Origin of the sequence: Stenotrophomonas sp. HMWF003 (assembly GCF_003061285.1) — a bacterium.
Classification (GTDB): Bacteria; Pseudomonadota; Gammaproteobacteria; order Xanthomonadales; family Xanthomonadaceae; genus Stenotrophomonas; species Stenotrophomonas maltophilia_AP.
The window spans coordinates 1-4,204 of the sequence record NZ_QAIW01000024.1 but is presented as its reverse complement, the minus strand read 5'-3'; the positions used below and the strand labels follow the sequence as shown (position 1 = coordinate 4,204).

Here is a 4,204-nt window from a genome sequence, read left to right as displayed (position 1 = left end):
CAGCATCGACATCCAGCTGGCGTTGGAAAAATCCGGCTCGGCATCTTCACCGCCGATGCGCAGCGAGCCCAGTCGCCCGAACGCCAGGTACATCAGGAACGACAGCGTGATGAACACCACCAGCAGGTACAGCCAGCCGGTGCTGCGGATGATGTGGGCCAGGCCACTCTGGATCACGTCGTTGAAGGGGCCGGGCGCGAGGCCGGCGATCAGCACCAATGCGACGATCAGTGCGATGGATATGCGAAACACCATGGAGGAGTTTCTCCGTACAGAGGGGGCGAGCGAATGCCTGCCGTCTCCAGCGCTGCCAGGGCGGCGGCTGGGGCGATTCAAGCCGGTCGATGCCGGTTGCGGAACTCCAGGGCGGACCAGCCAGACGGCCATTCCGCGCCGCAGCATTCTAGCCGATGGCAGATCAGCGCCTTTTTCACGTTCCCACTGCGGTATACACGACCCCGCGCCGGGCGCGGCAATTGCGTCGGGGTTGTGGTCTAATTCGCCCCGAAGCGGGGGTACCGCGGCCCAGTGGCCACGGTTGAGACAGTCCCTTCGAACCTGATCCGGTTGATACCGGCGTAGGGATGCTTCGCAAGTGCTGACGCAATGCGCCGTAGGGCTGCCCCGCCCGATGACCGCCCGTGTTGCGTCTGCCGTGCGCCGCCGCTTCGTCCGTTCCGCCTATTCCTGGGCGGAACCCGATCCAGGACGAAGTCATGAACGCAGCGCTTTCCTCCCTGCAGCAGCAGGCCCAGCAATTGTCCGAATCGGTCACCCGCCCGATTCCCGGCTCGCGCAAGATCCATGTGCCCGGCTCACGCAGCGACCTGCAGGTGCCCATGCGCGAGATCGTGCTGACCCGCACGCCGACCCTGTTTGGTGGGGAAGAGAATGCCCCGGTCACCGTGTATGACACGTCCGGCCCGTATACCGATCCGAATGCACGGATCGACCTCTCCGTGGGGCTGCCCCCCTTGCGTGCCGGCTGGGTGGCCGAGCGCGGCGATACCGAACTGCTGCAAGGGCTGAGCTCCAGCTTCGGGCAGGCGCGCGAGACCGACGCGCGCCTGGACGCGGTGCGGTTCCCGTCGCGCCTGCAGCCACGGCGCGCCATGGCCGGCGCCAACGTCACCCAGATGCACTACGCACGGCGCGGCATCATCACCCCGGAAATGGAATTCGTGGCCATCCGCGAGAACCAGCGCATCGAGGCCATCCGCGACGCCGCGCTGCTCAGGCAGCATCCCGGCGAATCCTTCGGCGCGTCCATCCCGGCGCGCATCACGCCCGAATTCGTGCGTGACGAAATCGCCCGCGGCCGCGCGGTGCTGCCCAACAACATCAACCATCCCGAAAGCGAGCCGATGATCATCGGCCGCAACTTCCTGACCAAGATCAACGCCAACATCGGCAACAGCGCGGTGTCCTCGGGCATCGCCGAGGAAGTGGAAAAGCTGGTGTGGGCGATCCGCTGGGGCGGTGACACGGTGATGGACCTGTCCACCGGCAAGCACATCCACGAAACCCGCGAGTGGATCCTGCGCAACTCGCCGGTGGCGATCGGCACCGTGCCGATCTACCAGGCGCTGGAGAAGGTGGATGGCCGCGCCGAGGAGCTCACCTGGGAAATCTTCCGCGACACCCTGATCGAGCAGGCCGAGCAGGGCGTGGACTACTTCACCATCCACGCCGGCGTGCTGCTGCGCTACGTGCCGCTCACCGCCAGGCGGGTGACCGGGATCGTCTCGCGCGGTGGCTCGATCATGGCCAAGTGGTGCCTGGCCCATCACAAGGAGAACTTCCTCTACACGCACTTTGAAGACATCTGCGAGATCATGAAGGCCTACGACGTGACCTTCTCGCTGGGCGACGGCCTGCGCCCCGGATGCATCGCCGATGCCAACGATGCCGCGCAGTTCGGGGAACTGGAAACCCTTGGCGAGTTGACCAGGATTGCCTGGAAGCACGACGTGCAGACCATGATCGAAGGCCCGGGCCACGTGCCCATGCAGCTGATCAAGGAGAACATGGACAAGCAGCTGCGCGAATGCGGCGAAGCGCCGTTCTACACGCTGGGGCCGCTCACCACCGACATCGCGCCGGGCTATGACCACATCACCAGTGCGATCGGTGCCGCCATGATCGGCTGGTACGGCACCGCGATGCTCTGCTATGTCACCCCGAAGGAACACCTGGGCCTGCCCAACCGCCAGGACGTGCGCGACGGCATCATGGCCTACCGCATCGCCGCGCATGCCTCGGACCTGGCCAAGGGCCATCCCGGCGCGCAGGTGCGCGACAACGCACTGAGCAAGGCGCGCTTCGAGTTCCGCTGGGAAGACCAGTTCCACCTCGGGCTGGATCCGGAGAAGGCCAAGGAATTCCACGATGAAACCCTGCCCAAGGACGCGCACAAGCTGGCCCACTTCTGTTCCATGTGCGGCCCGCACTTCTGCTCGATGAAGATCACCCAGGACGTGCGCGACTACGCCGCCGAACACGGCCTGTCCGAACAGGACGCGATCGAAGAGGGCATGGCCGGCAAGTCGGCGCAGTTCCGCGACCTCGGCGCGCAGGTCTACCGGCAGGAATGAGGCCGATGCCGGGGTGGCGCGCCGTCGCCCCGGCATGCTCATGCGGCGCGGGCGGCAAGCGCGCTAAGCTCGGCGACGAAACGGGGCAGGGAAGGGAGCTGGCATGGCAATCGCACGTACCACCAAGTGGCTGGCCATCGCGCGGCGGCATCCCTCTGCGTGGTTGCTGGCCGTGCAGTTGCTGGGCGTGCTGCTGTACCCGGCGATGGACGAAGCCGGGGCCAGCCGCGCGCTGTTCGGCGCGTTCGGCATCGCCGTGCTCGGCCTGGCCCTGTGGGTGGTGCGGCGCAGCCCGTTGGGCATGTGGCTGGCGTTGCTGCTGGCCATTCCCGCCGTGGTGTTCTCCATCGCCGGGGCACTGCTCGACAGGCCCACCCTCACCACCACCGCCCAGTTGCTGGAGTGCCTGCTGTACTTCTATACCGCCGGCAGCCTGACGGCCTACATGCTCCAGGACCACAAGGTCACCCGCGACGAACTGTTCGCGGCCGGGGCGACATTCACCCTGTTGGCCTGGGCATTCGCGTTCGCCTTCTCGGTCTGCCAGCAGTGGTACCCGGGCAGTTTCATGGCCACCAGCGAGACCGAATTGCGCACTTGGATGGAGCTTCTTTATCTCAGCTTCAGCTTGCTGTCCGGGGTGGGATTGAGCGACGTGGTGCCGGTGCATCCGCAGGCACGCGCACTGGTCATGCTGGAGCAGTTCGCAGGCGTGATGTACGTGGCTTTGGTGGTCTCGCGACTGGTCGGATTGACCATGCTCAGGCGTGGACAAAGCTGAATCGCAGATAAAAAATTCGCGCCCGGAGGCGCGAATACTGGAGCGATTTATGTGAATTCGTCGGCGAGAGAGAGCCTGATGTTGGCCGCACGCACAGGCGCGGTTAACCGGCATAGGCTAGTATTCGCGCGCTTCAGTTGTTTTACGGTTTGCGCTGATGGCATGTGCGGAATCTGGCGGTTCGTTCGATCGGTGTCGGTTGCGATGAATGCTGCGTTCCTGTTGTTCTGCAGTCTTTCGTACCACTGGAATGATCAGCAACATTAGTGAGCCTCCTTCGGCCGATGTGGTTCGTATCGGCAGCTGCACCGTCACGTTGTCCTCGCGCGAGGTCACGGTGCCCGGTGCGCGTCGCGTGCGCCGGCTCACCCCCAAGGCGCTGGGCGTCCTGAAGGCGTTGCTGCGTTCACCCGGTGCGGTGGTCACCCGCGACGAACTGTTCGCCGAGGTGTGGCCCGACACGCTGCCCACCAATGATGTCCTCACCCAGGCGGTCACCCAGCTGCGCAAGGCATTTGCCAGCGACGACGGCGACGGCACCGCGTACATCGAAACCATCGCCAAGACCGGCTACCGCCTGCTGGTGCCGGTGCGCATACTGGCCGACGGTCCCGTTGCACCGGCCCCCGCGGATCCGGGCGTGGCGCCCGCCGCCATCGCGGTAGCACCGGCGTCGGCGCCTCCTGCAACAGGCACGGCACCGGTGTCGATGCGCAGCCGCTGGCGGCGCATCCGTCGCTACGTGCTGTTGGCCGTGGGGCTGGCCATGCTGGTGGCGTTGCTGGTGATGGCGGCCATGCTGCTGCAGCGCCCGCAGGCCGGGCAGGGT

Annotated in this window: 4 protein-coding genes and 1 riboswitch; of the genes, 3 read left to right on the top strand and 1 reads right to left on the bottom strand. The window is 65.7% G+C overall.

Annotated features, from left to right (window positions below; translation table 11 throughout):
- A partial coding sequence (locus DBR34_RS00915; protein WP_181393865.1) for a BCCT family transporter occupies positions 1-255 on the bottom strand: 255 nt, incomplete at its 3' end.
- 246 nt (positions 256-501) lie between these two features.
- Positions 502-603, top strand: a riboswitch (TPP riboswitch).
- A gap of 113 nt (positions 604-716) precedes the next feature.
- Here DBR34_RS00915 and thiC point away from each other — a divergent pair.
- The 3 genes from thiC to DBR34_RS00900 all read left to right on the top strand — a co-directional run.
- The gene (gene thiC, locus DBR34_RS00910; RefSeq protein WP_128095335.1) at positions 717-2,594 is read left to right on the top strand and encodes a phosphomethylpyrimidine synthase ThiC; all 1,878 of its coding nucleotides are present in this window, start codon (positions 717-719) and stop codon (positions 2,592-2,594) included.
- Positions 2,595-2,697: 103 nt separating this feature from the next.
- Positions 2,698-3,375, top strand: a complete 678-nt coding sequence (locus DBR34_RS00905; RefSeq protein ID WP_128095334.1) for an ion channel — start codon at positions 2,698-2,700, stop codon at positions 3,373-3,375.
- Between the two features lie 250 nt (positions 3,376-3,625).
- A partial coding sequence (locus DBR34_RS00900) for a winged helix-turn-helix domain-containing protein (RefSeq protein WP_181393864.1) occupies positions 3,626-4,204 on the top strand: 579 nt, incomplete at its 3' end.

Bases quoted from the DNA above. Each gene is read 5' to 3' on its own strand.
- thiC (WP_128095335.1), top strand. From the start codon at position 717: ATGAACGCAGCGCTTTCCTCCCTGCAGCAGCAGGCCCAGCAATTGTCC.
- DBR34_RS00905 (WP_128095334.1), top strand. From the start codon at position 2,698: ATGGCAATCGCACGTACCACCAAGTGGCTGGCCATCGCGCGGCGGCAT.